The organism is Chryseobacterium sp. RU33C, assembly GCF_900156015.1.
Taxonomy (GTDB): Bacteria; Bacteroidota; Bacteroidia; order Flavobacteriales; family Weeksellaceae; genus Chryseobacterium; species Chryseobacterium candidae.
Genome location: NZ_FTMT01000014.1, coordinates 78,517 through 104,461 on the forward strand (window position 1 = coordinate 78,517; position 25,945 = coordinate 104,461).

Sequence of the window (25,945 nt, forward strand, 5' to 3'; positions counted from 1 at the left end):
CTTCACTTATAGGTTAATATCAACTTGTTTAGGTTAAATGCAAACTTATTCATTTCCAAACCCATTGTAACTTTTCTTCAATTTCATCTACTTATAGTAAATATATCAAACAATTATAAATAGTAAGCAATGGAAAATTACGGATATACAAAAACAGAAAATATGCAAAACCAGCAAAGCAATGTTCCTTACCGTTCAGAAAAGAAAATCCCTGCCGCTTTATTGGGAATTCTTGTGGGATGGCTGGCTTTAAATAAATTTTATCTGGGTTATACAAAAGAGGGAATCATTCAATTGGTGCTGAATGTTATTACTTTTGGTGCTGCCTCTGTTATTCCTTTTATCGAAGGTATTTTATATCTTTTTATGAGCGATAAACAATTCGATGATACGTATGTGTATGAAAAAAAAGGCTGGTTATAAGAATTATAAATATCATCATAAAAATTCCGGCTGCTCTTTTCAGAACAGCCGGAATTTTATTTTAATACACGCAATCTTATTTATTCAATAAAATAGCCGCTTCTTTTGCAAAATAAGTAAAGATCATATCTGCTCCTGCTCTTTTGAAACATGTCAAGCTTTCAAGGATCGTTTTATCATTATCCAGCCAGCCGTTTTGAGCAGCAGCTTTTACCATGGCATATTCTCCACTTACATTGTATACTGCGATGGGAAGATCAATAGCTTCACGTACTTTGGAAACGATATCCAGATAAGGAAGACCCGGTTTAATCATGATTACGTCTGCTCCTTCATCAATATCTTTAAATACTTCATTCATGGCTTCACGGGTGTTGTGAAAATCCATCTGATACGTTTTTTTATCTTTCGGAATTTCCATATCATCTTTCGGTGCGCTATCTAATGCACTTCTGAAAGGTCCATAGAAAGAACTTGCATATTTGGCAGCATAGCTAACAATTCCTACATCTGTAAATCCGCTTTCTTCCAATGCTTCACGGATAACCATTACTCTGCCATCCATCATATCACTTGGTGCCACAAGATCTGCTCCTGCTTCTGCATGCGATACTGACATTCTTGCCAGTGCTTCATTGGTAGCGTCATTTAAAACTTTTCCGTTTTCAATGATTCCGTCGTGTCCGTAGATTGAATAAGGATCTAAGGCTACATCCGGCATTACAATCATTCCCGGAACGGCATCTTTGATTGCTTTGATGGTGTTCTGCATCAAGCCGTCTTTGTTCCAGGCTTCTTTTCCTGTATTGTCTTTCAGATGTTCTGACACTTTCATGTACAAATTGACAGCTTTCACTCCCAAAGAAAATAATTCCTTACATTCCTTCACTGTTAAATCTATACTCCGCCTAAAAATTCCCGGCATAGACGGGATTGCCTCCTGCTTGTTTTCGCCCTCCATTACGAAGATCGGCATTACAAAATCATCAGTTGTAAGCACATTTTCTCTTACCAGACTTCTGATAGATTCATTAACTCTAAGTCTTCTATTTCTTGAATGTATCATTTTTGGAATACTTTTTGAATAAGTTTCTACAAATTTAATATAAGTTCTACAATAAACTATTGTATGAAATTGTAGAATTTGTTACATTTGTTACATATATTCGAGAAATTATAAATTTGATGAAAAAACTTTTACTTTTATTTCTATTTGCAGGCACTTTTGTTGGGTTTTCCAACAATTTAAAAGCTCAGCTGAGAGAGCCGGCTTCCACCACTCAAAAGGCGGATGATGGTGTATTGCTTGCCTATCCAAATCCTGCAAAGGATTTCCTTATTATTAAGGCAAAAGATTCTTCTTTAAGAATCAAAACCGTGACTTTTTATTCAATTTTGGGTATGCAGGTCGCCAATTATACGGTGAATATGAACTCCGGAGAGATTAATATTGAAAAATTAAAGCCCGGAAAATATATGATCCGATATATTTTAAGTGACAACACGCAGAAAGTTACTCAAATCGTGAAACAATAAATTAAAATCCTGATAATCATCAGGATTTTTTCTTTTACATTAAATCTGTTTTAATATTTCCGTAACTTTCGGGACTTTTTCATACTAATAGTAAAAAAGAACAATTTAATGCTAAAAGCTGAACATATTAAAAAGACCTATAATGCCGGAAAAAAGGTCGCCCTGGATGATTTTAGCATCCATGTTCCAAAAGGCAGTATCTATGGCCTTTTAGGTCCCAACGGAGCCGGAAAAACTTCTTTCATCCGTATCATTAACCAAATTACTCAGGCAGATTCTGGAGAAATCCATATCAATGGTAAAAAACTGAACCCAGGCCATATTAAAGATATTGGCTATATGCCTGAAGAAAGAGGACTGTACAAAAACATGACTGTTGGTGACCAGATCCTCTATTTCGGAGAACTGAAGGGAATGAGCAAAAGTGATGCTTTGAACGAAGCTAAAAAATGGTTTGAAAAACTGAACATCGACCAATGGTGGAAGAAAAAGCTTTCCGAACTTTCTAAAGGAATGGCTCAAAAAATCCAGTTTGTAGTTACTGTTCTTCACAGGCCTCATTTATTGATTCTTGATGAACCTTTTTCAGGTTTTGATCCTGTGAATGCCAATTTAATCAAAGATCAGATCATCGACCTTAAAAATAACGGAACAACCATCATTCTTTCTACCCACAGAATGGAAAGTGTGGAAGAAATGTGTGATTATGTTGCTTTGATTAACAATTCAAAGAAAATTATTGACGGAAGGGTTTTTGATGTAAGGGAAAAATTCAAGAAAAATATTTTTGGGATTACGCTTTCTGAGGTAAACAGTGATCAGTTTGAAAATTTCAGAAACAAACATGAGATCTTCAACCTATCCAATGAAAATAATCTTGTTTCTTTTGACCTGAAAAATGAAGAGAGCCAGAATAAAGTTCTTCTGGATCTTGTACAGGTAGGTAAAGTAAGATCATTCGACGAAAGAATTCCCAGTATGAATGAAGTGTTTATTAATGCTGTAAGTAACCATTCTTAATTTTATGAATAATATTTTTTTAATTACCAAGAGAGAGTTTCTTACCCAGGTTAAGAAAAAGTCTTTCATCATATTAACCCTTCTTGCCCCTGTCTTGATTATTGCTTTCGGAGCAGTTGTAGGATTAATGTTTAAAGCGAATGAGTCACACAGTATTATAGAAGTGGTTGATAAAAGCGGATTGTTTACCAATCAGCTTAAATCTAATGATAAATTAAACTACGTTTTTGTTTCTGCAGCAGATGAAAAGTCCAAGATTAACAATTTAAAAGGAAATGAATCTCTGGACGGCATCCTGATTCTTCCTGAATTGAAAAATCAGAATTTTGATGGCCTTGAAAAGGAAACCCGACTGATTATCAACAGTAAGATAGGGTTTGATACCAAACAGCAAATTGTATCTGATATCAGCAATGTTGTCCGAAAAGAAAAAATAAAGCAACTGGGTATTCAGGAAACTCAATTAAATGATCTTGATAAAAACTTTACTTTAAAAACCATTAATGTTTCAGATAACAATAAAGAGGATTCTGATCTTGCTTTTGGAGTGAAATCCGGATTAAGTATGGTACTGATGTATGTTACTTTTATGTTCATCATTATTTATGGGGTAAGGGTAATGCGAAGTGTGCTTGAAGAGAAAAATAACCGTGTTGTAGAGATCATTATTTCGTCTGTAAAACCTTTTGAACTGATGATGGGTAAGATCCTGGGAGTAACCATGGTTGCACTGACCCAGTTTTTGATCTGGATTACCATGTCTGTTATAGGTGCATTGGTACTCAATACAGGCTTTTCTCCTCTTCAGAAGAATATTCCGGGTGGAAATGAAGAGATTGCAAGTAAACTGGATATGGGACAACTTGCGACTCAGATTTCACATAGTTTGCTGGAGTTGAACTTCCCACTAATCATCTTTGTATTCATCGTATTTTTTCTTTTAGGATATATTTTCTATAGTTCTATTTATGCAGCTATTGGTTCTGCAGTGGATAACGAAACTGAAACACAGCAGTTTACTTTATTTGCTATTTTACCATTAACATTAGGAATGTATGGGAGTTTTACATTGATGAACAATCCGGAAGGTCCTTTAGGTTTCTGGTTATCCATCATCCCGTTTACTTCACCGGTTGCCATGATTGCCAGAATTCCGTTCGGGGTTCCTGCATGGCAGATTGCATTGTCTATTACATTATTGCTGGCAACCACTATTTTTATGATCTTCCTTGCCGGAAAAATCTACCGTGTAGGGATTTTGATGTATGGGAATAAAGCTACGTTAAAAGAACTTTGGAAGTGGATTAAGGGGTAAGAAGTAAAAAGGCCAATTGATCAATACATTTATTCTATTAAGGTTTGTAATAAAAAAATCCCGGAAAAAATTGAATTTCCGGGATTTTTTATATTCTGAAATATTCTATTTGAATATATAGCTTAAAGTAAGTGCAATGACCTGTTCTGATTTTTTCTTATCAGTACCCTTAGTTTCTTTTTTAAGACCAGGGTAAGTATCACCAAGACCTAAGTCATATTTTACGGCTACTTCAAGTTGTCTTTTGTAGCTATATCCTACACCCAGTCCAAGTCCCCAGTTAAAGCTCTTCGCCTTACCATTAACGCCTGCCGGCTGGTTAGGATCAGTAACATCCGGATCATAATAAGGTCTGCTTACAGGAGCATCTTTAACGTTCTGGCTCAGCAAGAAGTTAAATCTAGGTCCTATTAATCCAAAGAATTCTGATTCTGCTTCAGAAAAATATCCTTTGAAGTAAAGAGGCACACTCAGGTAGTTATTAGCATATAAAGCGTCATAACCGCTTGCACCTTTAGCATCTTTATCTTTTCCTGTTTCTCCTGCACCATAGTACAGAACTTCAGGCTGGATAAAGAATTGATTTGCATTTCCTACGGGAATCAATGCCAATGCTCCAGCCTGGAAAGTGTATCTTGGGCCTGAAGGATTGTGAGCGTTCGATACTCTGGAGTAGTTTAAACCTCCTGTTACTCCAAATCTTGTACTTTTCCACTGCACTTGTGCGAATGATAAAGCAGAGAGCATTAAAGCAGAGGCTAATAAAAGTTTTTTCATATGTTGTGGGTTTTATATTATCCTAGAATCTTAGCTACTGTAGCACCAATATCAGCAGGAGAATCAACAACGTTGATACCGTTTTCTCTCATGATTTCCATTTTAGCCTGAGCTGTATCTTCAGCACCACCTACGATAGCACCTGCGTGTCCCATTGTTCTTCCTTTTGGAGCAGTTTGTCCAGCGATGAAACCTACAACCGGTTTAGTAGATCCGCTTGCTTTGTACCATCTTGCAGCTTCAGCTTCAAGACCTCCACCAATTTCACCGATCATTACAACAGCTTCAGTTTCAGGGTCGTTGATAAATAGCTCTAAAGCTTCTCTTGTAGTTGTTCCAATGATTGGGTCACCACCGATACCGATTGCAGTAGAGATACCGTAACCTGCTCTTACTACCTGGTCAGCAGCTTCGTATGTAAGTGTTCCTGATTTTGAAACGATCCCTACTTTTCCTTTTTTGAAAACGAAACCTGGCATAATACCAATTTTAGCTTCTTCAGAAGTAATGATTCCAGGGCAGTTTGGTCCGATTAATCTGCAGTCTCTGTCCGCGATATAAGATTTTACTTTTACCATATCAGCTACAGGAATACCTTCAGTAATACATACAATTACTTTGATTCCTGCTTCAGCAGCTTCCATGATAGCGTCTGCTGCGAATGCCGGTGGTACGAAAATGATACTTACGTTAGCTCCTGCTTTTTCAACCGCGTCAGCTACTGTATTAAATACCGGTTTTCCTAGGTGCTCGCTGCCTCCTTTTCCTGGAGTAACACCACCTACTACGTTTGTTCCGTATTCAATCATCTGACCAGCGTGGAAAGTTCCTTCGTTCCCTGTAAATCCTTGTACAATTACTTTAGAATCTTTGTTTACTAAAATTGACATTTTATTGTTGTTTTAATTTATTTATTATTTTATTAATGCTCACAAATTTACTTAAATTTCTTTGATTTTGGATAAAACCTTTGGAATTGTTTATTTGAGATTTCTCAGTTTTACTTCTTTTTTCAGATAAGTTTTAAAATCTTCTGCAAACATCCCGATATAGGTTCCTTTTTCAAGATCTCTGTTCACCCCTGTTTTTCCTAAAAGTACTGATCCTGACTCTATTTTGTTACCGGAAGCAATTCCTACCTGTCCCCATAATGTCACCTCATCTCCAATGATACAACATCCCGCAATTCCTACCTGAGAAGCAATCAGACATTTTTTCCCGATAACGGTATCATGTCCGATCTGAATCTGGTTATCCAAAACGGAACCTTCTCCAATGATGGTAGAGTCTGTAACGCCCCTGTCAATGGTACAGCCGTTACCGATCTCCACATTGTTTTCAATGATAACATTTCCCACAGAAATCAGACGATCAAAATTTCCATTTAATTTTCTGTAATAAAATGCATCACCTCCTAACACTGTATTGGACTGGATAATGACGTTATCACCAATTTCCGTACGGTCACCGATTACAACATTAGGGAAGATAAGGGTATTTTTCCCGATTTTCACATTATTTCCTATCACTGCTGAAGAGTGAATCTTTGTACCCTCTCCTATTTCCACGTCGTGAAGTTCTTCCGTGAAATTATAGATTCTGGTAAAATGGGTATTGATTTTATTAAAGTCTCTGAAAGGATCATCAGAAACCAAAAGTGCCTTGCCTTCCGGACAGTCTACTTCTTTATCAATTAAAATAATAGTGGCTGCAGAGTTTAATGCTTTGTCATAATATTTAGGGTGATTCACAAATACGATATCACCTGGTTTTACCATGTGAATTTCATTGGTGCCCAATACTTCAAAATCTTCCGGCCCTACAAATGCTGAGCCTATTAAATCTGCAATCGTTTTAAGCTTTTGCGGAGAATGGAATCTCATAACAATAGATTTTCTTATAAAACAAAATTCGGAGTGCTGATGCAAACCGAATTTATGTAAATTTTATTTATTCTTTTACTCTTTCTAAGTAGCTGCCGTCTTCAGTGCTTACTTTAATTCTGTCTCCCGGTTCAATGAACAAAGGAACCATTACTCTTGCTCCTGTTTCAACGATTGCGTTTTTAAGGGCATTGGTTGCCGTGTTTCCTTTTACACCCGGATCAGCTTCGATAACATCAAGGTATACTGATTGTGGAAGTTCAGCAGAAAGTGGAGTTTCATCAGCCTCTTTCAAAATGATGGTTACTTCTTCACCAGCTTTCATAAACTGAGAGTTCTCAATCATTTCTTTATTGATGTATAGCTGAGAAAAGTCATCATTGTTCATGAAGTGGAATCCGTTTTCATCATCATACAGATACTGGAATTTTCTGGTGATTACTTTTACTTCATCAATTTTGTGTCCTGCAGAGAAAGTATTATCAATTACTTTACCGTTAGTCACAGATTTTAATTTTGTTCTTACGAAAGCAGGTCCTTTTCCTGGTTTTACATGAAGAAACTCGATTACTTTAAAAATATCGTTGCTATACTCGATGCAAAGACCTTTTCTGATATCGTTACTTGTTGCCATTAATATATATTATCTTTTTTTACTTAAATTGTATTGGCTGGCAAGCAAACAGGCAGATTTGCAAATTTGCTTTTTAGCATTTCTCTTAATTACTCTCTTTACCGGTTCCGTACCCTTTTACGATACCTCTTGGTGAGTTTTGAATAAACTGTAAGATTTCATCTCTTTCAGCCGTTGGAAGCATTTCTTTTTCAATATGGGAAATAGCCTGGGAAACGTTCATTTTCATCTGGAAGATGGCTCTGTAGATTTTCTGGATTTCAAAGATCTTTTCATTCGTAAATCCTCTTCTTCTTAAACCCACAGAATTAATACCAGCATAAGACATAGGCTCTCTTGCTACTTTTACGTAAGGCGGAATATCTTTTCTTACCAGAGTACCTCCGGAAATCATGACATGTTTTCCGATTTTACCAAATTGGTGAACTGCTGACAGACCTCCCATTACGGTATAATCACCAATTTCCACATGTCCCGCAATACCACAACCGTTTACAATGATAACGTGATCTCCAATAACGCAATCATGGGCAATATGCGAAGTAGCCATAATAAGGCAGTTCGCTCCTATTTTAGTATATCCCAAAGCCTTTGTCCCTCTGTTTACGGTAACACACTCTCTGATTGTTGTGTCATCACCGATAATTACCTGGGTATCTTCACCATCAAATTTCAGATCCTGAGGAATTGCAGATATTACGGTACCGGGAAAAATCCTACAGTTTTTTCCTATTCTTGCGCCATCCATAATGGTTACATTAGGACCAATCCATGTTCCTTCTCCTATTTCTACATCCCCTGCAATGGTAGTGAAAGGTTCTACGATTACATTTTTGCTGATTTTCGCACGTTTATCAACGGCTGCTAATTGATGAATCATTTAATCAACTTTATTTTTTGCGACTTGAGCCATAAGCTCTGCTTCTACTGCTACTGCATCTCCTACATATCCATACCCCTGCATATGCACAATTCCTCTTCTGATAGGCTCTATCAATTCAATTTTGAATATAAGTGTATCTCCCGGAATTACTTTTCTCTTGAATTTCACCTTATCAATTTTGATGAAATAAGTAGAATAGTTTTCAGGATCCGGAACGCTTGCCAATACAAGAATTCCTCCTGTCTGTGCTAATGCTTCTACCTGAAGAACTCCAGGCATTACAGGTTCTTTAGGGAAGTGTCCCACGAAGAAAGGTTCGTTCATTGTTACATTTTTCAAACCTACAACGTGAGAGTCTGAAAGTTCAAGAACCTTATCAATCAATAAGAACGGAGGTCTGTGAGGCATAAGCTTCATAATTCCGTTGATATCGAATACTGGTTCTTTTGTCAGGTCAAAATCAGGAACGTTTTTCTTTTTCTGCAATTTCCACTGGCGGTTTAGTTTTTTCGCAAACTGGGTATTCACATAGTGTCCCGGTTTGTTGGCTATAACTTTACCTTTTATTTTTACTCCTGCCAGAGCAAGGTCACCAATTACATCCAGTAATTTGTGTCTTGCTGCTTCATTAGGATAGTTTAAATTAAGATTATCAAGAATACCGTTTGGTCTGATGGATACATTATCTTTTCCAAAGGCTTTCTTTAATTTTTCTGTTGTTTCAGGAGTAAGATCTTTATCTACATATACAATTGCATTGGAAATATCTCCACCTTTGATCAAACCATGATCTAAAAGCATTTCCAATTCATGCAGGAAGCTGAATGTTCTTGCTGATGAGATTTCGTCTTTAAATTCTGAAATATTTTTAAGAGTAGCATTCTGAGTACCTAATACTTTAGTCCCAAAATCTACCATAGTAGTAACTTCGTAAGTATCTGAAGGAATGATGGTGATTTCCGAACCTGTAGCCGGATCACTGTACGTAAGAACTTCTTTTACCACAAGATATTCTCTTGCAATGGTTTGTTCTGCTACTCCAACACTTTCGATTGCTTCCACAAAGTATTTTGAGGATCCATCCAAAATAGGAGGTTCAGAGGCATCCATTTCTAAAATTGCATTATCAATATCGCAGCCAACAAGGGCAGCCAAAAGATGTTCGCAAGTGGTAATTTTTACGCCTAATTTTTCTAATGTAGTTCCTCTTTCAGTTGCTACAACATAATTTACATCAGCTTCTACCTGAGGATGTCCCTCCAAGTCTGTTCTTACAAATACAAAACCTGTATTTTCTTTAGCAGGTTTAATGGTCAGTTTTACTTCTTTACCCGTATGAAGGCCAATTCCAGAAAGAGTTACCTCTTGCTGAAGTGTTTTTTGCATATCACTCATTAGTATTATCTTTTGAGTTATTCTCAAGATTATTTATTCTGTTTACTATTCCAGGTAAGTTCCTGAAATGAACATAACTCCTTAAATAGTCATTGTAACTGATTGCGGGTGAACCATACAATGTTTCTCTGTCATTAACACTGGAATTCACGCCACTCTGAGCCTGAATTTTCACCTGATTTCCTATTTTGATATGTCCTACAACGCCTACCTGGCCACCAATCTGGTTCCAGTCACCGATAGTTGTAGAACCAGCAATTCCTGCTTGTGCAGCAATTACGTTGTTCTGACCAATTTTCACATTGTGGGCAATCTGAATCAAATTGTCAATTTTGGTTCCTTTTCCGATGACAGTAGAGCCAATGGTAGCTCTGTCAATACTGCAATTTGAACCAATTTCTACATCGTCTTCAATAATTACATTTCCAAGCTGTGGTATTTTTTTGAAGCCTTCAGCTGTTGGCTGGAAACCAAAACCATCACCTCCGATTACGGTATTGGAATGAATTACACAGTTATCTCCAACAATACAGTAGTCGTAAATTCTGGCACCACTGTCTATCTTACAGTTTTTACCAATTTTCACTCCTTTTCCTATATATACATGTGGATAGATCTGTGATCCTTCCCCTATCTTAGCTTTCTCGGAAACATAGGTAAATGCTCCGATATAGGCTTTATCACCTATGACCGCTGAGTCATGAATAGATGAACCATTCTCAATACCTTCTTTTCTTCCCTGCATTTCCTGATATAAATTCATCAGAATCTGAAAAGAAAGATAGGCATCCTTTACAACGATTAAGGTAGGGTTATAATGATTTTTCTCCAGAAGTTTTTCCGAAACGATGATAACAGAGCATTTTGAGCTGTCCAAAAAATGAGAAAACCGATCTTGTGCTATAAAAGAAAGATGTCCTGATTCCCCATTTTCAATTGGTGAAACTCCCGTAATAAGTGCGTTCTCGTCACCTATTATTTTTCCGTCAATAAAACTTGCAATTTGCGAAGCTGTAAATTCCATATTCTGCAAAGATAAGAAATTCTATAATTTGCAAACATGTTTTAGTTTCAGATCGTAAATTTTAATATTCTTTAAGAGTCCAGTATGGAGATATCTCTTGGAAACATAAGGATATAGCGGGTTGTTTTATTTACAATCAACCCTGATAAAAGCTGATCTTCCGACTCATGCAGCCTTGTTCTCCTGCCATTTTTATGCAGTAAATAGATGGGTTGTTTCTCTGCATGATAAGGCAGTAATCTTCTTTTAATTTCATGAACCAATTCATTACCATTATCAATTCCGAAAAGTTCATTGCTCTTTTTTATTTTTTCTTTAATTATTTCCTGGTCAAATGGATGTGATGAAATAATGGTTTTAGGCAGATTTCTCTGAATTACACATTGACACCAATACGACAAAACAAAGTCATCCGAATTCTGCCATTCTTTCATTGCCTGGATCACATCATTGTCATCAAGTTTTGTAAATCGCTCTATATCTTCATCCGTCGCAGCACTCTTTTCACGGTATAAGAAATATTGCAGATTATCCGTTGCGGGAAGTTTTGCTCCCTGAGAAATCAGATACTTTGCTCTTTCAAGGATTTTCACCAAAAGAAACTCTGCCAAAGCTGAAGTTTTATGATAATATACCTGCCAGTACATAAACATTCTGGCCGTAAGGAAATTTTCAATGGAATAAATCCCTTTTGCATCAATTACCAGTTCGCCTTCTTCACAGACATTCATCATAGAAATAATTCTCTGCGTATTAATATTTCCTTCAGACACTCCTGTAAAAAAGCTGTCTCTTTTAAGATAGTCCAAACGGTCAACATCCAATTGGGAAGAGATCAGTTGATTGAAAAATTTTCTGTGATATTTCCCCTGGAACATTTCAATAGCCATTGAAAGCTGACCTTCAAATTCTTCATTTAGTTTATTCATCAATAATAAAGAAAGGTTTTCATGATGCCAGTCATCCATCAGCATACTTTCCAGCGCATGTGAAAACGGACCATGACCAATATCATGCATCAGAATGGCCAGCATCGCTCCTTTTTCTTCTTCCTCAGAAATTTTCACTCCTTTCTGCTTCAATGTTTCCAGCGCGGTAAACATCAGATGCATTGCTCCAAGAGCATGGTGAAACCTTGTATGGGTAGCCCCTGGAAATATCAGGTTCAAAAGCCCGGTCTGCCCGATTCTTCTTAATCTCTGAAAGTAGGGATGCTCAATGATATCAAATAAAATTTCGTGTGGTATTTTTATAAATCCGTGAACGGGATCGTTGATGATTTTTAGCTTATTCTGCATTGAAACGTCAGTATTAGTAAACAAAGTTAGGCATTTTAAAGTTTAGCCTTTCATTAAATTACTATTAAAATATTGGCATAAGCCGTTGATCTACCCAATATTCTCATCAAAAACATCATCATATCAATTGTAGAAATTTTCTTCCGGATATTTTTTTTCAATTCAATATTTTTTGAAAGCCTTTTGCGTCTGTTATATTAAAGGATTATCTTTGAGAGAAAACGCTACAACCTTTAATGAGAAAACATTCTCTTTTTCTTTTATTACTCTTAAGTTTAAATTTTTCCGCACAAATGATCACTGAGACTCAGAAGTTGGAATCTCTGTGCAGAGTTTGGGGATTTTTAAAATATTACCACCCTCATGTAGCCAAAGGGAATCTGAACTGGGACAAGGAGCTTTTTCAAAAGATCAATGAACTTGAAAATATTAAAGATAAGGAATCTCTCAATAATTTGTATTCCGAATGGATTGAAAGCCTCGGAGAAGTCCCGCGCTGCAAAGAATGTTCAGTTAAAGATCAGAAAGTGTATTTCCTTAAAAATTTTGATCTGCGCTGGATAGATAATTCGCAAATTTTCTCAGATGATGTATCTCAAAGCCTCCGCTATATTGAAAACAACAGGAATCTTGAAGACAATCACTATATTGGAAAAAGTGGAAGAAAAATATATTTCAGGAATGAAAAATCCTATGGTTCTAAATTTACTTCTAAAAGGAATAGTTTACTGGAGTTATTCAGATACTGGAATTACGTAGAATATTTCTTTCCCTATAAATACGAAACCGATCAGAACTGGAATGATGTCCTTACAGAAATGATCCCAAGATTTCTAATGATTGATAATGATGAAAATTTTCATTTGGCATTGGCAGAGCTGGTCACTAAAACGGATGACTCACACGCCTATATTTCGTCAAAAGAAATTCAACTTAATTTGTATGGTCAGCGAAAAATCCCGGTAGAATATTCCTATGCTGAGGGGAAATTAGTGATTACAAAAATTAATACCACTCGATTCAGACATAAAAGTCCTCTGCATCCGGGAGATGTCATTTATGATATTGAGGGAAAAACTATTCCGCAAGTGATCAACAGTTTGGGAAAATATGTACCCGCTTCCAACTCATGGGGTAAAGTCAGCAAAATAAAAGAAAAGCTTCTCTTCAGCAACAATGATTCTATTTCCGTAAAGATTGAAAGAGAAGGTCAAAACCTGGAAATAAAAACCAGAACATACCTTACTAAGGATATTATTCATGAAAAAATTCCGGTTCTGAAAAAATGGAAGTTTATGGATAATGAAAAGAAAATTGGGTACGTGAATATGGGAATTATAGAAAAGGAAGATCTTGATGAAATGTACAGCAGCTTAAAATCTGCCAAATCCATTATTTTTGATCTTAGGAATTATCCCAGACAAACGATCATTCCATTAAGTTACCTTCTTCTTCCTAACCCCTCGGTTTATTATCAGTTTACTTTTCCTGATACCAGCTATCCCGGCAAATTCTACAGCAGAAAAAATGTCACCGGCAGAAAAAATCCTGAATACTATAAAGGAAATGTCATCGTTTTAGTAGATGAGAATACGCAAAGCCAGGCAGAAACTACAACAATGATGCTCAAACAGCATCCTAAGGCGAAAATTATCGGGAGTAATACTTCGGGAGCCAACGGAGATGTTATTGTCTTTAAAATTGCTGATCTTAATACGCGGTTTACAGGTCTTGGTGCTTATTATCCTGATGGCAGAGAGACTCAAAGAATCGGAATTATTCCTGATATCCTGATAAAACCAAGTATAGAAGGAATAAAAAACGGAAAAGATGAAGTACTTGAAAAGGCTTTGGAGTATATAAAAACCACTGATTGAATGGATAGAAAATGTGAATTATTTTACCGTATTTTCATTTAACTAATATTTAACTTTTAATCTTTCGATTTTGTGAGATTTTAAAAGGAATTGGTCAACATTTTGATACTATAACCATGTAAAAAATAAATTATGTCAGAAAAGATATTATGGATTGATGATGAAATAGATTTACTTAAACCTCATATCGTATTTTTAGAAAAAAAGGGTTACCAGGTAACCCCTGTAAATAATGTGAACGAGGCTTTGGAGCTTATGGATTCAGAAAAATTTGCTTTAACGCTAATTGATGAAAATATGCCGGGTATTTCCGGCCTGGAGGCTATTCCTATGATTAAGGAAAAAGATAATGCCTTAAAAATTGTCATGGTTACCAAAAGCGAAGAAGAACACATTATGGAAGAGGCTATCGGTTCCCAGATTGCCGACTATATATTAAAGCCCGTAAACCCTAATCAGATATTACTTTCCTTAAAGAAAAACCTTCAGGAGGATAATCTGGTTGAACAAAAAACAATTTTACAATACCAGCAGGAATTCAGAAACCTTTCGATGGAGCTTTCTTACCTGAGAACGTATCAGGAATGGGCTGAGTATTATAAAAAGATCCTTAGCTGGGAAATCAAATTTGATAAGGTAGCAGACAATGAATTTGCAGATCTTCTGCAGTCTCAGAAAGAAGAAGCGAATATTCAGTTTGCTAAATTCATTGAGAAAAATTATGAAAACTGGCTTACAGATTCGGATAAACCCATGATGAGCCATACACTTTTCAAGGAAAAAGTGAAACCTGAAGTAGAAAAAGAGAAAGTTCTTTTACTGATGGTAGACAACCTTCGTTATGACCAGTGGAAAGTAATTGAACCTTTATTTACAAAATATTACAATAAAATATCGGAAGATTATTACTATAGTATTCTTCCTACGGCAACACAGTATGCAAGAAACTCTTTCTTTTCGGGATTAATGCCATCCGAGATTGAAAAACGTTTTCCGGATAAATGGTTCAATGATAATGAAGAAGGAAATAAAAATGAATTTGAACGTGATTTCCTGGAAGACCAAATGAAAAGAATTGGTCTTGCATCAAAATCGATGAAGTATCTTAAAGTACTGAATGCTGATTTTGAAAGAAAGATCTACGATGATTTCAATCAGCATAAAAATAATGACCTCCTGGTCATTGTATACAACTTTATTGATATCCTGTCACACGCGAAAACAGACAATCACATAGTAGATCAGCTGATCCGTGATGATAAGACTTTCCGTTCTCTTACCTTCAACTGGTTTGAAAATTCTTCTTTATTGAAGATCATTAAAGCGGCTGCAGAAAATGGCTATAAGCTGGTTATCACCACAGATCACGGAACCGTATACGTTAAAAAACCAAGTAAAGTGGTGGGAGACAGAGAAACATCTACCAATATCAGATATAAAACCGGTAAAAGCTTAACGTACGATGACAGTGATGTATGGGCCATTACCAACCCGGAAAAACTTTTCCTTCCTAAAGGAAACCTGAGTTCGAAATATATTTTTGCTAAAAACAATATATTCCTGGCTTATCCTAAAAATTACAATCATTTTGTAAATTACTATAAAGAAACTTATCAGCATGGAGGAATTTCACTGGAAGAATGTATCATTCCTATCAGCGTATTAGAACCCAAGTAGTTTTTTTCATAGTTTATTTAATTTTGGGTTAAAGGCGGAAAAAATCGAATGATTTTTTCCGCCTCTTTTTTAAGGCACTCATTTTGCATTTCAGAAGGCAACCTTAAATAAATATAATCTTATGAAAAAGCACATTTTTATTACAGCAGCATTCGCAACATTATTTTTAACTTCATGTAATAAAGAAAAGAAAGCAGCAGATTCCACATCCACTACTGCAGACAGTATTGCTTCTAAGCCTTCTGATTCAGCAGCTGTTCCAGGAACTCAGGATGAAATTGTAAAAAGTACTTCGAAGGACAGCAGTGGAAAAACATTGGACATGACTTTCAATAACACCCAAAATACAGCTACAGTAATTTTCAATAATGAAACAATTGAACTACAGGGGCAAAAGCCTGCATCAGGAATATGGTATAAGAATGATCATTATGAGCTGAGAGGAAAAGGCGAGCAAATAGAACTGACAAAAGACGGTAAAACAGTTTTTAAAAATTAAGATTACTCATTCAACATATAAAAGCCGGCTTTGAAATTCAAAACCGGCTTTTTTATTTCCCTACATTTGAAAAAATTTATTTTGTTTATGAAATTAATCACTTATAATGTCAACGGCATCAGAGCTGCTTTTACAAAAGATTTCCTGGGCTGGCTTAAAACTGCCGATCCGGATATCATCTGTATTCAGGAAAGCAAGGCCGGAAATGATCAGATAGATATCGAAAGCCTTGAAAAATTAGGGTATCACAGTTATTGGCATTCTGCAGTAAGAAAAGGCTACAGCGGGGTCGGAATTGCTTCAAAAATAAAACCTAATCATGTAGAGTATGGTTATGGTATCGAAAGCTATGATAATGAAGGAAGAATCATCCGGGCAGATTTTGACGGATTTTCTGCTATATCAGTCTATGTTCCTTCTGCATCTAATATTGAGAGGCTGGATTTTAAAATGCAGTTTTGCCATGACTTCCTTGAGTATATCAAGAATTTAAAAAAAGAAATTCCTAACCTCATTATATCAGGTGACTTTAATATCTGCCATGAAGCTATCGATATTCACAACCCTGTTGGCTTAAAGAATGTTTCCGGTTTTCTTCCTATGGAAAGAGAGTGGATGACCAACTTCATCAATGAGTGTGAACTGATTGACAGCTTCAGATTCTTTAATAATGAACCGGATCATTATACGTGGTGGAGCTACCGACAAAATTCAAGGGAAAGAAATAAAGGCTGGAGACTAGATTATAACTTCACTTCCTATAGTTTAAAAGATAAGCTCACAAGGGCCGTTATTTTAAAGGAAGCTGTACATTCTGACCATTGTCCTGCATTACTGGAATTGGATGTATAATCAACAGGACATTCATCCATACAAAAAGCCAGCTGAATCAGCTGGCTTTTTTTTAATTTAAATCATAAGATTAATCGACAATTTCATATTCGACTGGGATAGTACCATGATTGATATCTCCAATCTCATCGAACGCAGCTTTAGACATGTCTAATGCTCTTGATGAAGGGCCACCATAAGGACCTCGGTCATTAATTCTCACTATAACCTCTTTACCATTTCTAAGGTTAGTTACCTTAACGTTTGTTCCAAATGGAAGCGTTCTGTTTGCTGCAGTAAACTTTGAGTTATCAAAGATTTCTCCGCTGGCGGTTTTTCTACCGTTAAATCTATCGTGGTAGTACGATGCATAACTTGTTTTTTTCGCATCTGAGGTATTACTTGTAAATGAGTAAACACCTAGGGTTGAAATCATCATTATGATTACGAGAATGAATCTTTTCATCATTTTGAACTTTTATTGGTTTTGACGGGACAAAAGTATCAGGAATCTTTATAAAAAACTACTCAATATGTTAAAGACAGTTAATAAAACCTTAAATAAACGTTAACGACCTTTGTCATATACTATGAATAGGGCTTTCAGACTACATTGTTAAAAAACGTTAAAAAAAAACTTTAAAAGTTAACATAATTAACTAATTATTGCATAATTTAAAAATTTAAAATTCAAAATCAATTCAAAATCAAGGACTTACAAAACGCATAATGTTAAGATCCAAGTTTAAAAATTTATACTAATAAATGTAAAGTCATAAAATCTGCCTTTGAAGAAAACAGGTAACACAGCCTGTTCAACCTTATAAAACAATATTTATGGATCAAAATTTTAACGTCTATATATTCTGTTAAAATTTAAAGTCTGATCATTATTTTAATAATCTCCGTATCAAGAATAAAAAATGGTTAACATTGTATCTATAAAAGCAAAAAACCAATGATCTCTCATTGGTTTTTATTATGTAATTAAGAAATTTTCTTTATTTTAAATATTCTAATACATAATCATATGTTCCTGAAGGATAAACCACAGACATGCTTGGAGATCCTGTAATGGCAGCTCCTGTAGCTGTATCATATGAATATAATTCTCTAGAATAAACCGTATTAGAACCAGCTTTATAAATAGTAATAGCATACATAGCAGTTATTCCAGCCGGAGCAGGAATAGTAACAGCAGTACTGCTACCAGTTGCATTAAAGGTTCCTTTTATACCATATACCTGTGCACTATTAATTTGTCTGTTTGTAACCGTTTCAGTAGTAAGAATATTTTCTTTTGCTGAAGAACCTAATGGCAACCATCTTCCTGAAGCAGAAGAGAATGCAGGTGTTGGCGTAGGGTTGCTGAAATAGTAGAAACCTACTTCTACGGGCTGACCACCAATACCAGAACCTGTAGCAGGAGTAGTACCGGCAACAGAGTTATATACGATCATACCATCATATGCCGTTGGAAACTTTAATGCATTAGTTACTGGTGTAACAAATGTAAAAGTAGTTAGGTTTGTTCTTGGAACTGATAACCCTTTTCCTAAGTTGTTTGATGAAGGGAAACTTGAAGCGTCTAAGAAAACTGATTCTCCACCTATGGTAGCATTAATTGTATTATTCGTTTTGATCTGTGCATTAGAAAAGATTCCAAAAGCTAATAATACAAGAGCAGAAATTTTTTTATTTGTGTTCATTTCAATATTATTTTAAATTATAAACTTGTGCAATACCATGCACCACTGATGAAAGTATACTCTAACGCCGAACCTGACACGGCTGGAGAAGTAGTAGTACTAGAATGAACACCAGTTACACTAAATCCTGCACCGCCTGTAGCATCAACGATTCTGAATTTATCTCCGGCAACTGAAGTGGCTACTGCAGGTGCTGCAATAGTTACATTCGTAGTAACCAGCATTGATTCGTTTTTGTTAATAGAAGTTGATTGTGAAACGTTAGTATACCCAGTTGTAACAACACCTCCACCTATAGGTTTCCATTCAGGAACTGAATTATCAAAATAATAGAATCCAGGACCTGTAATTTTAACTTTTCTTGCACCTGTACCTGTACCAGAAGTAATGTAAACAATGGCCCCATTCTGAGGTGCACCGTATGTCCCACTAGTGTCATCCTTAGAAGATAATTCTGCTGCTGTCATACGAGGGACTAATAAGGCATCAGGTCTTGTATTGTCTGTAGTATTGGCTACTACGTCTAATGTTGCGGCAGGTGTGGTTGTGTTAATCCCCACTCGCCCCTGTTGAGCCTTAGAAACGGCCGAAAGGCCAACAAGCATAATTGCTGTTAATAAAATTTTTTTCATAAGTTTTTAAAGATTTTTAATTACATTTTTTTCATCAATATTTTCGAAAAAAGAATATGTATCTCAACTTGTGAATATCAGATCAAATCTAAAACAATCTGATAATTATTTCAATTAAGTTTTAGCTACTTTTAATATTAACTAATTGAAAAACACATCATTTAAAAATATCGTTTCTTTCGCAAATTTAAGACATAATTTTTGAATTTATATACTCTATAAAAGAAAAATTAAAAAACCTAGATTAAGCAAAATTGCAAAACATTGAATATCAGCCATTTAAAAATACGCTACTGAAAAAATTCTATATTAATTATAATTAATAATTTAATTTTAAACATGATATTTTCGTTTGATTAATAAGCATTTAGCTAAACCAAATCTCCGTATAAATCGAATTCTTCGGCAGAGGTAATTTTAACATCCGCAAATTCACCAATGGAAATATAAGTATTTTCAGCTGAAACCAAAACAGTATTATCTACATCCGGTGAATCATACTCTGTTCTTCCGATGAAATAATTCCCTTCTTTACGGTCGAAAATACATCTGAATACTTTACCGATTTTTTCCTGATTTTTTTCCCATGAAATCTGAGACTGCAATTCCATAATTTCTTCTACTCTTGCCTCTTTTACTTCCTGTGGAATATCATCTTCCAACACATAAGCGGTGGTATTTTCTTCGTGAGAATATGTAAAGCAGCCTAATCTGTCAAACTTCTGCTCTCTTACCCATTCTTTAAGCTCCTGAAATCTTTCTTCTGTTTCACCCGGATACCCGACAATCAGTGTTGTTCTGATTGCCATATCAGGAACTTTCTCTCTGAATTTTCCTAAAAGGGCATTTGTTTTCTCATGGGTAGTTCCTCTCTTCATAGACTTCAGCAAATCTGAATTGATGTGCTGAAGAGGAATATCTATATAATTACAGATCTTAGGCTCTTCGCGGATAATATCAAGAACATCTTCAGGGAAACCGCTGGGAAAAGCATAATGAAGACGAATCCATTCTACTCCTTCTACTTTTACCAACTCTTTTAGGAGGTCTCCCAATGCTCTTTTTTTATAAAGATCCAACCCATAGTAAGTAAGATCCTGAGCGATAAGAATTAATTCTTTGGTTCCCTTTTTTGCCAGTTTCTGAGCTTCTAAAACCAGTTTTTCGATTGGAGTTGAAATATGGCCTCCTCTCATCAGCGGGATAGCACAGAAAGAGCATGGTCTGTCGCAACCCTCAGAAATTTTAAGATATGCGTAATGTTTTGGAGTTGTTGTTAATCTTTCTCCTACCAGTTCATGTTTATAATCTGCTCCAAGATGCTTTAAAAGTACCGGAAGGTCTCTGGTTCCGAAATATTGGTCTACATCAGGAATCTCTTTTATCAAATCCGGTTTATATCTTTCAGATAAACATCCTGTAACAAATACTTTCTCAACCTCGCCTCTGTTTTTGGCATCAACATAATCAAGGATGGTATTGATAGATTCTTCTTTGGCATTATCAATAAATCCGCAGGTATTGATGACCACGATGTCCCCACGGTCTTCGTGAACCACTTCTTTGCCATTGGCTTTCAGCTGGCTCATTAATACTTCAGAATCATATACATTCTTGGAACATCCAAGAGTGACCACATTGATTTTTTTCTTCCCTACAGATTTTGTACGCATCGTTTTGATTTTGAGTCTGTAAAGATACAAAATATTGGAGAGTTAAGATTAAAAAATGAAAACCACTTTATAAAAGTGGTTTTCAGGGATATACTTTAAAAGTTTTTTTCTTTAAATCCAGGGGCATTCTGGTCTTTTTCTGAAAGTACGGCATCTTTTTCCTCTATCTTCCAGTCGATATTAAGATCCGGATCATTGAATTTCACACTGCCTTCTGATTCTTTATTATAGAAATTGTCACATTTATAAGAAAATACAGCGTGGGTACTCAGTACAGAAAAACCGTGTCCGAAACCTCTCGGTACATAAAGCTGTAATTTATTTTCAGCAGTAAGTTCTACTCCGAACCACTTTCCGAATGTGGGAGAATCTTCTCTAAGGTCTACAGCCACATCCCAAACGCTTCCTTCAAGGCAGGAAACCAGTTTTGCCTGAGCATGTTCTCCTTTCTGAAGATGCAGTCCTCTCAATACTCCATAGGAAGATTTGGAAATATTATCCTGCACAAAGTGTCCGTTCATTCCGGTAAGTTCTTCGAATTTTTTTTCGTTGAATTTTTCAAAGAAGTAGCCTCTTTCATCTTCAAATATAGTAGGCTCTATGATGTAGCAGTCTTTAAGCGGGGTTTCTTTAATTTTCATAATAGTCAAAAACTCTATTTCAATGTGGTTATTAATGTTTTAAACAAGATCTTTGTATCGTTTTTGAAAGACATATTTTCAAAATAGTCCAGATTCATTTTTACTTTGTTCGGAAACAATACTTTATCATTATAAGCTAAAGGATCTTCCTGGTTGTTCAGAAGGTATTCTTCGTCTCTGTACTTAATGCTTGCTTCGCAGGTAAGCCCTGGTTTGAGTTCCAGAACTTTCCTGTCTTCTCCGACAAGTTTATCGTAATAGCCTTCGATATCAGGTCTGGGACCTACAAAACTCATATCCCCTTTTAAAATATTAAACAGTTGCGGAAATTCATCAAGCTTAAATTTTCTGAGAGTCTGCCCTACTTTTGAACATGTTCTCTTCTGCTCATGAATTGTTTTAATTTTAAAAATGGTAAAGGGTTTTCCATACTGCCCTATCCGGGTCTGAAAAAAAATCCCATTGGAAGAGGTGTCCAAACTTGCAATTACAAATAAAATAATCAGTACAGGCATAAGAAAAAGGATCAATATTGCCGCGAAGACAAAATCAAAAACTTGTTTCCAATATTTATACTGATTCATTAAATTCAAATGATATTAAATTCCAAAGTAAGCATGAACAACCTTTGCTATTCTTTCTCTGTCGCCGTCTGACAGATTAGAACCTGAAGGAAGACATAATCCGTTGTCAAAAAGTTTTTCAGAAACATTCCCGCCATAATAAGGGGAAGTTTCAAAAACCGGTTGTAAATGCATGGGTTTCCAAAGCGGTCTTGATTCTATATTATCTTCTAAAAATGCGAATCTTAAACCTTCTCTGTCTTTTCCTGTAATTTCCGGATCAATGATCACTGCAGATAGCCAATGATTGGAATAAAAATCTTCTCCGGGTTCTGAAAATACTGTTACCCCTTCAATATTACTGAAAAGATCCTTATAGAAATTATGCATTGCTCTGCGGGCAGAAACTCTGTCTTTAAGCACTTCCATCTGTCCTCTTCCTATTCCTGCTACAATATTGCTCATTCTGTAGTTGAACCCAATTTGTGAATGCTGATAGTGTGGTGCGTTGTCTCTTGCCTGAGTGGAAAGGAAAACGGTTTTATCTTTATCTTCCTGAGTATGACAAACCAAAGCTCCGCCTCCTGAAGTGGTAATAATTTTATTTCCGTTAAAACTTAAAATACCAAAACGTCCGAATGTTCCACATGCCTGTCCTTTATAAGTTGAGCCAAGAGCTTCTGCAGCATCTTCTATCACAGGAATCTGAAACTCCTGAGCAATGGCTGTAATTTCGTCCATTTTTGCCGGCATACCGTAAAGGTGAACTACAATGATTGCTTTAGGTTTTGTTCCTTTCTGAATTCTGTCTTCAATAGCTTCTCTTAATGCTTTCGGGCACATATTCCATGTAACAGGCTCACTATCCACAAAAACAGGTATTGCTCCACAATATGCAATTGGATTGGCTGAAGCAGAAAAAGTCATGGATTGGCAGATTACCTCATCCCCATGTACAATTCCGCATTCGATAAGAGCAAGGTGCAATGCTGCGGTACCTGCAGAAAGTGCAGCCACTTTTGCATTTCCACCTAAAAACTGTTCCAGATCGTTTTCAAATCCGTTGACATTTGGTCCCAATGGGGCTACCCAGTTTTCTTCAAAAGCTTCGTTGATATATTTTTGTTCATTCCCACCCATATGTGGTGAGGACAACCAGATTTTAGTATTCATATTAATCGTGAAATTTTATAGGTTTAGCTGGAATTCCTACTGCGGTACAGTTGGCAGGAAGATTTTTATACACTACTGCTCCTGCTCCGACAATAGTATTCTCACCAATCTCAAGAAGATTTATAATTTTTGCTCCAGTCCCTACATATACGGCTTCATTTATTACAACTTCTCCAGAGATATTAACTGTCGGCATGAACGAGCTATAATTTTTTATTATCGTATCATGTCCTACCGTACAGGAAAGATTAAGAATTACAAAATTTTCAATCACGATATTTATCGTAATAATAACACCTGCACAAATAATATTTCCTTTTCCAATTTGGATATCATCCTGCCCAATAATTACTGATGGATGAATTAACGTTGGAAATTCAATATTCGGATTATTTATCCTTTGTATAATTTTTTTCTTGGTCTTAGGATCTCCAATTGCTACTGCAATACATAAGAACTCCTTCACTTCATTTATTTTTTCAACCTTTCCTAAGTAGGGAACTCCATTAATATCATGATCATAGTGTTTGTCATCATAAAAACCATAAATTTCGTATTGCTTTTCTTTTTGATTGATATGATCGATCAGCATTTTCACCTCACGTCCAAATCCTCCTGCTCCAATAATTGCTATTTTTTTCATTTTTAAATATTTCCTTTAAACGGTTCCATAGTTGCTTGTCCTTCTTGTGAAATGCCTTCTCTAATAAATACTTTTTTTGCTGTAAGGAAAAAGATCCTAAGATCAACAATAAATGATATATTTTCTACATACCATAGATCATAATCAAATTTTTGATTCCATGATATTGCATTTCTTCCATTTACCTGCGCCCATCCTGTAATTCCAGGTCTTACTTCATGCCTTCGTGCCTGACGCTCATTATAAAGCGGCAGATATTGTACAAGAAGAGGTCTGGGACCAATCAGTGACATATCTCCTTTCAAAACATTGATTAACTGTGGAATTTCATCCAAAGATGTTTTGCGAACGAATGAGCCTATAGGTGTTAATCTTTCTGCATCTGATAAAAGGTTTCCGTTGGAATCCTTTTTATCATTCATTGTTTTAAACTTTATAATTTTAAATATTTTTCCGTTTTTCCCTGGTCTTAACTGGAAGAAAAAAGGTTTCCCATCATTGGATAGGAACAATCCTACCATCACAACAAGAAAAATCGGAAGCAATAAGGTAATTCCCATCAGAGAGAATACAAAGTCGAAAAACCTCTTTAAATAATTTTTATACATTCTTAAAAGTTAGATCTGTTCGTCATAATACTTGGTGGCTTTTACTCAATTCTTTTTGTTTTTGCTGTATAACTAATACCAATAATTATTGAACTAAAGTACAAAAATTCCGGTATATTAAAAAGATTACAAGATGTCTGTACGAGCGTAAAATATTGCAAAAATAAAGCAAAAATAACTTTATAGTATATATTACTTTTGTTTATGTTAAAGAAAATAGAAGCATTTTGGAATACTGGCAAAAATTTTATAAAATAAATAATTAACCCTAGAATACCGGTAGCCATTAAAAGTTCTAAAAAGATGTTATGCGGATGAACTCCATCTTCAAATAAAATTCTTCCTCCTACAAAAGGATTTGAATTAAAAATTTCAAGTGCTCCTCTATATAATGGTTCTCTGCTTGAGGTATCTCCCTTGGCAAGCCAATTATACATTCTGTTGAAACTTGTTATTAAGCTGTCTCCATATTGTTCATGGAGAAAAATAAGTCCTACAAATAATAAAAGTAATGTAATGGCGTATAACAGATATTTCTTGTTTCCTTTTAAAAGAACCATATAAAAAGAGCTTACAGCAATGGCAATTAAAGGACTCCTCGCCATAGATTGTATTACATTAAAAAGCCCTAAAAAAAGACAAAAGAATAAAAAATATGATTTATAATCTTTTTTGCAAAATAAAAGCAGAAATAAAGAAATAATAAACAATGAGGCTCCTATATGACCATACATAATGTAGTATGTACTAAAAATATGATCTAAATTGATATATCCATAAATATAATTGACAACAAGAAGACCACATAAAATAAAGAGACAGTACTTTGTAATACTTTTGAAATCTACTTTATTATAATTAATACATAATAATGCTGCACCAGGAAGGAGATTCATAAATAAGATTCTGAAGATATCCTCATTCTCCAATATTATTACATCCTGGTTAAAAGAATAATTATTAAACGAATATATAAGCTTGATGATGTAAAAAATCCAAAATCCAACAAGGCTTATCAATGAAATATTTTTAAAACTAATATTTCTCCTTTCTTTATAAATTATGAATACAGAAAATACAATAATAAAAATCCGATACGGTATAGAAAAGCTCCTTGGATTCATTTCCAAAGGCTTTGCGAAAGAAATAGCAATGGTATTTCCTACCATAACAGATAAAAGGAATAGTTTATAAATAAAATTTTTATCAATAGCAATTTTCAAAATAAAGT

At 35.3% G+C, this 25,945-nt stretch carries 27 protein-coding genes; 8 read left to right on the top strand and 19 right to left on the bottom strand.

What is annotated here, in order from left to right; all coding sequences use genetic code 11:
• Positions 1-129: 129 nt before the first annotated feature.
• Positions 130-423 carry a TM2 domain-containing protein gene (locus BW946_RS12845; protein WP_076596567.1) on the top strand — a complete coding sequence of 98 codons (294 nt, stop codon included), beginning with the start codon at positions 130-132 and terminating at the stop codon, positions 421-423.
• Between the two features lie 76 nt (positions 424-499).
• On the opposite strand, the gene hemB is transcribed toward BW946_RS12845, so the two are convergent.
• Positions 500-1,489, bottom strand: coding sequence for a porphobilinogen synthase (gene hemB, locus BW946_RS12850; protein WP_076596568.1), 990 nt, complete (start codon positions 1,487-1,489; stop codon positions 500-502).
• A gap of 119 nt (positions 1,490-1,608) precedes the next feature.
• On the opposite strand from hemB, the gene BW946_RS12855 reads away from it, so the two are divergent.
• From BW946_RS12855 to BW946_RS12865, 3 genes are all read left to right on the top strand, one after another.
• On the top strand, positions 1,609-1,959 hold the full coding sequence (locus BW946_RS12855; protein WP_076596569.1) for a T9SS type A sorting domain-containing protein: 351 nt from the start codon (positions 1,609-1,611) through the stop codon (positions 1,957-1,959).
• 108 nt (positions 1,960-2,067) lie between these two features.
• A complete protein-coding gene (locus tag BW946_RS12860; RefSeq protein WP_076596570.1) occupies positions 2,068-2,979 on the top strand; it encodes an ABC transporter ATP-binding protein in 912 nt (303 codons plus the stop codon).
• A gap of 4 nt (positions 2,980-2,983) precedes the next feature.
• Positions 2,984-4,294, top strand: coding sequence for an ABC transporter permease (locus tag BW946_RS12865; protein WP_076596571.1), 1,311 nt, complete (start codon positions 2,984-2,986; stop codon positions 4,292-4,294).
• 105 nt (positions 4,295-4,399) lie between these two features.
• Here the strand turns inward: BW946_RS12865 and BW946_RS12870 are convergent, their stop codons facing one another.
• From BW946_RS12870 to BW946_RS12905, 8 genes are all read right to left on the bottom strand, one after another.
• On the bottom strand, positions 4,400-5,071 hold the full coding sequence (locus tag BW946_RS12870) for a porin family protein (protein ID WP_076596572.1): 672 nt from the start codon (positions 5,069-5,071) through the stop codon (positions 4,400-4,402).
• Between the two features lie 17 nt (positions 5,072-5,088).
• A complete protein-coding gene (gene sucD, locus BW946_RS12875; RefSeq protein WP_002977143.1) occupies positions 5,089-5,961 on the bottom strand; it encodes a succinate--CoA ligase subunit alpha in 873 nt (290 codons plus the stop codon).
• 90 nt (positions 5,962-6,051) lie between these two features.
• Positions 6,052-6,954 carry a UDP-3-O-(3-hydroxymyristoyl)glucosamine N-acyltransferase gene (locus BW946_RS12880; protein WP_076596573.1) on the bottom strand — a complete coding sequence of 301 codons (903 nt, stop codon included), beginning with the start codon at positions 6,952-6,954 and terminating at the stop codon, positions 6,052-6,054.
• Positions 6,955-7,021: 67 nt separating this feature from the next.
• Positions 7,022-7,588: an elongation factor P gene (gene efp / locus BW946_RS12885; protein WP_076596574.1), complete on the bottom strand. Its 567-nt coding sequence runs from the start codon at positions 7,586-7,588 to the stop codon at positions 7,022-7,024.
• An 85-nt stretch (positions 7,589-7,673) separates the two neighbouring features.
• A complete protein-coding gene (lpxA, locus tag BW946_RS12890) occupies positions 7,674-8,468 on the bottom strand; it encodes an acyl-ACP--UDP-N-acetylglucosamine O-acyltransferase (RefSeq protein ID WP_076596575.1) in 795 nt (264 codons plus the stop codon).
• Positions 8,469-9,866 (bottom strand): bifunctional UDP-3-O-[3-hydroxymyristoyl] N-acetylglucosamine deacetylase/3-hydroxyacyl-ACP dehydratase, encoded by a 1,398-nt coding sequence (locus BW946_RS12895; RefSeq protein ID WP_076596576.1) that lies wholly within the window; start codon positions 9,864-9,866, stop codon positions 8,469-8,471.
• Positions 9,859-10,890 carry a UDP-3-O-(3-hydroxymyristoyl)glucosamine N-acyltransferase gene (lpxD, locus tag BW946_RS12900; protein WP_076596577.1) on the bottom strand — a complete coding sequence of 344 codons (1,032 nt, stop codon included), beginning with the start codon at positions 10,888-10,890 and terminating at the stop codon, positions 9,859-9,861. Before lpxD ends, BW946_RS12895 begins: the two co-directional genes overlap by 8 nt.
• A 71-nt stretch (positions 10,891-10,961) precedes the next feature.
• The gene (locus tag BW946_RS12905; protein WP_076596578.1) at positions 10,962-12,188 is read right to left on the bottom strand and encodes an HD domain-containing protein; all 1,227 of its coding nucleotides are present in this window, start codon (positions 12,186-12,188) and stop codon (positions 10,962-10,964) included.
• A 293-nt stretch (positions 12,189-12,481) separates the two neighbouring features.
• On the opposite strand from BW946_RS12905, the gene BW946_RS12910 reads away from it, so the two are divergent.
• From BW946_RS12910 to BW946_RS12925, 4 genes are all read left to right on the top strand, one after another.
• Positions 12,482-14,065 (top strand): S41 family peptidase, encoded by a 1,584-nt coding sequence (locus BW946_RS12910; RefSeq protein ID WP_170872085.1) that lies wholly within the window; start codon positions 12,482-12,484, stop codon positions 14,063-14,065.
• Between the two features lie 132 nt (positions 14,066-14,197).
• Entirely contained in the window at positions 14,198-15,742 is a 1,545-nt protein-coding gene (locus BW946_RS12915) for a T9SS response regulator signal transducer PorX (RefSeq protein WP_076596580.1), read from the top strand.
• Between the two features lie 121 nt (positions 15,743-15,863).
• A complete protein-coding gene (locus BW946_RS12920) occupies positions 15,864-16,241 on the top strand; it encodes an MliC family protein (protein WP_076596581.1) in 378 nt (125 codons plus the stop codon).
• Positions 16,242-16,328: 87 nt separating this feature from the next.
• Entirely contained in the window at positions 16,329-17,093 is a 765-nt protein-coding gene (locus BW946_RS12925) for an exodeoxyribonuclease III (protein WP_076596582.1), read from the top strand.
• Between the two features lie 70 nt (positions 17,094-17,163).
• On the opposite strand, the gene BW946_RS12930 is transcribed toward BW946_RS12925, so the two are convergent.
• From BW946_RS12930 to BW946_RS12975, 10 genes are all read right to left on the bottom strand, one after another.
• Positions 17,164-17,541: a septal ring lytic transglycosylase RlpA family protein gene (locus BW946_RS12930; RefSeq protein WP_076596583.1), complete on the bottom strand. Its 378-nt coding sequence runs from the start codon at positions 17,539-17,541 to the stop codon at positions 17,164-17,166.
• A gap of 532 nt (positions 17,542-18,073) precedes the next feature.
• On the bottom strand, positions 18,074-18,781 hold the full coding sequence (locus tag BW946_RS12935; RefSeq protein ID WP_076596584.1) for a hypothetical protein: 708 nt from the start codon (positions 18,779-18,781) through the stop codon (positions 18,074-18,076).
• Between the two features lie 17 nt (positions 18,782-18,798).
• Positions 18,799-19,386 (bottom strand): hypothetical protein, encoded by a 588-nt coding sequence (locus BW946_RS12940; RefSeq protein ID WP_139326003.1) that lies wholly within the window; start codon positions 19,384-19,386, stop codon positions 18,799-18,801.
• 398 nt (positions 19,387-19,784) lie between these two features.
• A complete protein-coding gene (gene rimO / locus BW946_RS12945; RefSeq protein WP_076596586.1) occupies positions 19,785-21,086 on the bottom strand; it encodes a 30S ribosomal protein S12 methylthiotransferase RimO in 1,302 nt (433 codons plus the stop codon).
• A 95-nt stretch (positions 21,087-21,181) separates the two neighbouring features.
• Complete coding sequence (rfbC, locus tag BW946_RS12950; protein ID WP_076596587.1) at positions 21,182-21,727, bottom strand: dTDP-4-dehydrorhamnose 3,5-epimerase; 546 nt, start codon at positions 21,725-21,727, stop codon at positions 21,182-21,184.
• A gap of 14 nt (positions 21,728-21,741) precedes the next feature.
• Complete coding sequence (locus BW946_RS12955; protein ID WP_076596588.1) at positions 21,742-22,311, bottom strand: sugar transferase; 570 nt, start codon at positions 22,309-22,311, stop codon at positions 21,742-21,744.
• A gap of 15 nt (positions 22,312-22,326) precedes the next feature.
• Entirely contained in the window at positions 22,327-23,463 is a 1,137-nt protein-coding gene (locus BW946_RS12960) for an aminotransferase class I/II-fold pyridoxal phosphate-dependent enzyme (RefSeq protein WP_076596589.1), read from the bottom strand.
• Between the two features lies 1 nt (position 23,464).
• Positions 23,465-24,106 carry an acetyltransferase gene (locus BW946_RS12965; protein WP_076596590.1) on the bottom strand — a complete coding sequence of 214 codons (642 nt, stop codon included), beginning with the start codon at positions 24,104-24,106 and terminating at the stop codon, positions 23,465-23,467.
• A gap of 2 nt (positions 24,107-24,108) precedes the next feature.
• A complete protein-coding gene (locus BW946_RS12970) occupies positions 24,109-24,714 on the bottom strand; it encodes a sugar transferase (RefSeq protein WP_076596591.1) in 606 nt (201 codons plus the stop codon).
• Between the two features lie 41 nt (positions 24,715-24,755).
• A complete protein-coding gene (locus tag BW946_RS12975; protein ID WP_076596592.1) occupies positions 24,756-25,937 on the bottom strand; it encodes an O-antigen ligase family protein in 1,182 nt (393 codons plus the stop codon).
• Positions 25,938-25,945 lie beyond the last annotated feature (8 nt).

Excerpts from the sequence above, each read along its gene's own strand:
- BW946_RS12895 (WP_076596576.1), bottom strand. The coding sequence starts at position 9,866 with ATGAGTGATATGCAAAAAACACTTCAGCAAGAGGTAACTCTTTCTGGA.
- BW946_RS12845 (WP_076596567.1), top strand. The coding sequence starts at position 130 with ATGGAAAATTACGGATATACAAAAACAGAAAATATGCAAAACCAGCAA.
- BW946_RS12935 (WP_076596584.1), bottom strand. The coding sequence starts at position 18,781 with ATGAACACAAATAAAAAAATTTCTGCTCTTGTATTATTAGCTTTTGGA.
- rfbC (WP_076596587.1), bottom strand. The coding sequence starts at position 21,727 with ATGAAAATTAAAGAAACCCCGCTTAAAGACTGCTACATCATAGAGCCT.
- BW946_RS12860 (WP_076596570.1), top strand. The coding sequence starts at position 2,068 with ATGCTAAAAGCTGAACATATTAAAAAGACCTATAATGCCGGAAAAAAG.
- BW946_RS12930 (WP_076596583.1), bottom strand. The coding sequence starts at position 17,541 with ATGATGAAAAGATTCATTCTCGTAATCATAATGATGATTTCAACCCTA.
- rimO (WP_076596586.1), bottom strand. The coding sequence starts at position 21,086 with ATGCGTACAAAATCTGTAGGGAAGAAAAAAATCAATGTGGTCACTCTT.
- efp (WP_076596574.1), bottom strand. The coding sequence starts at position 7,588 with ATGGCAACAAGTAACGATATCAGAAAAGGTCTTTGCATCGAGTATAGC.
- lpxA (WP_076596575.1), bottom strand. The coding sequence starts at position 8,468 with ATGATTCATCAATTAGCAGCCGTTGATAAACGTGCGAAAATCAGCAAA.
- BW946_RS12905 (WP_076596578.1), bottom strand. The coding sequence starts at position 12,188 with ATGCAGAATAAGCTAAAAATCATCAACGATCCCGTTCACGGATTTATA.
- BW946_RS12915 (WP_076596580.1), top strand. The coding sequence starts at position 14,198 with ATGTCAGAAAAGATATTATGGATTGATGATGAAATAGATTTACTTAAA.
- sucD (WP_002977143.1), bottom strand. The coding sequence starts at position 5,961 with ATGTCAATTTTAGTAAACAAAGATTCTAAAGTAATTGTACAAGGATTT.
- BW946_RS12955 (WP_076596588.1), bottom strand. The coding sequence starts at position 22,311 with ATGAATCAGTATAAATATTGGAAACAAGTTTTTGATTTTGTCTTCGCG.
- BW946_RS12910 (WP_170872085.1), top strand. The coding sequence starts at position 12,482 with ATGATCACTGAGACTCAGAAGTTGGAATCTCTGTGCAGAGTTTGGGGA.
- BW946_RS12925 (WP_076596582.1), top strand. The coding sequence starts at position 16,329 with ATGAAATTAATCACTTATAATGTCAACGGCATCAGAGCTGCTTTTACA.
- BW946_RS12920 (WP_076596581.1), top strand. The coding sequence starts at position 15,864 with ATGAAAAAGCACATTTTTATTACAGCAGCATTCGCAACATTATTTTTA.
- lpxD (WP_076596577.1), bottom strand. The coding sequence starts at position 10,890 with ATGGAATTTACAGCTTCGCAAATTGCAAGTTTTATTGACGGAAAAATA.
- BW946_RS12865 (WP_076596571.1), top strand. The coding sequence starts at position 2,984 with ATGAATAATATTTTTTTAATTACCAAGAGAGAGTTTCTTACCCAGGTT.
- BW946_RS12965 (WP_076596590.1), bottom strand. The coding sequence starts at position 24,106 with ATGAAAAAAATAGCAATTATTGGAGCAGGAGGATTTGGACGTGAGGTG.
- hemB (WP_076596568.1), bottom strand. The coding sequence starts at position 1,489 with ATGATACATTCAAGAAATAGAAGACTTAGAGTTAATGAATCTATCAGA.
- BW946_RS12970 (WP_076596591.1), bottom strand. The coding sequence starts at position 24,714 with ATGTATAAAAATTATTTAAAGAGGTTTTTCGACTTTGTATTCTCTCTG.
- BW946_RS12960 (WP_076596589.1), bottom strand. The coding sequence starts at position 23,463 with ATGAATACTAAAATCTGGTTGTCCTCACCACATATGGGTGGGAATGAA.
- BW946_RS12880 (WP_076596573.1), bottom strand. The coding sequence starts at position 6,954 with ATGAGATTCCATTCTCCGCAAAAGCTTAAAACGATTGCAGATTTAATA.
- BW946_RS12870 (WP_076596572.1), bottom strand. The coding sequence starts at position 5,071 with ATGAAAAAACTTTTATTAGCCTCTGCTTTAATGCTCTCTGCTTTATCA.
- BW946_RS12855 (WP_076596569.1), top strand. The coding sequence starts at position 1,609 with ATGAAAAAACTTTTACTTTTATTTCTATTTGCAGGCACTTTTGTTGGG.
- BW946_RS12940 (WP_139326003.1), bottom strand. The coding sequence starts at position 19,386 with ATGCTTGTTGGCCTTTCGGCCGTTTCTAAGGCTCAACAGGGGCGAGTG.